This is a genomic window from Oleiphilus sp. HI0117 (genome assembly GCF_001635235.1).
Window position 1 is genome coordinate 1 of the sequence record NZ_LWGA01000462.1, and the last position, 368, is coordinate 368.

The window sequence follows — 368 nt, forward strand, 5'->3', positions numbered from 1 at the left end:
GTCACCGGTTACCAAATAAAGCGGTAAGAGCTTTTTTTTCAGCTCATTCTCAAGTTGCTCAGCTTTGATGCGCATACTTACTCAGAGCCCTCGTTACTGCCGGAATCGCTGGTAGTTAGCGTTTGTTTATTTACGACATCTATCTGGCGGAATATTTCTGAAGCAATGCGCTGGCTAAGTTCAGACTGTAGCTCACTGCGCTCGCGCTCTTTTGATAATAGTGCAGAGGACTGGTGGCGATAGCTATTACGAACGACGATTTCCTGTTCAGCGAGTACTTCTTCGCTCTCTTGAAGAACTAATTGATAACTTACTTTAGAGCTCAGCCCATATTCAGCGGTTGAAGCATTGCTTTGCAGCGACAAGGT

General features: G+C 45.4%; 1 protein-coding gene. It reads right to left on the reverse strand.

Annotated elements, in window-relative coordinates; translation table 11 throughout:
- Positions 1-77 precede the first annotated feature (77 nt).
- Positions 78-368 (reverse strand): LPS assembly lipoprotein LptE (lptE, locus tag A3757_RS26425; protein WP_197469821.1); only part of this gene is annotated, 291 nt, incomplete at its 5' end.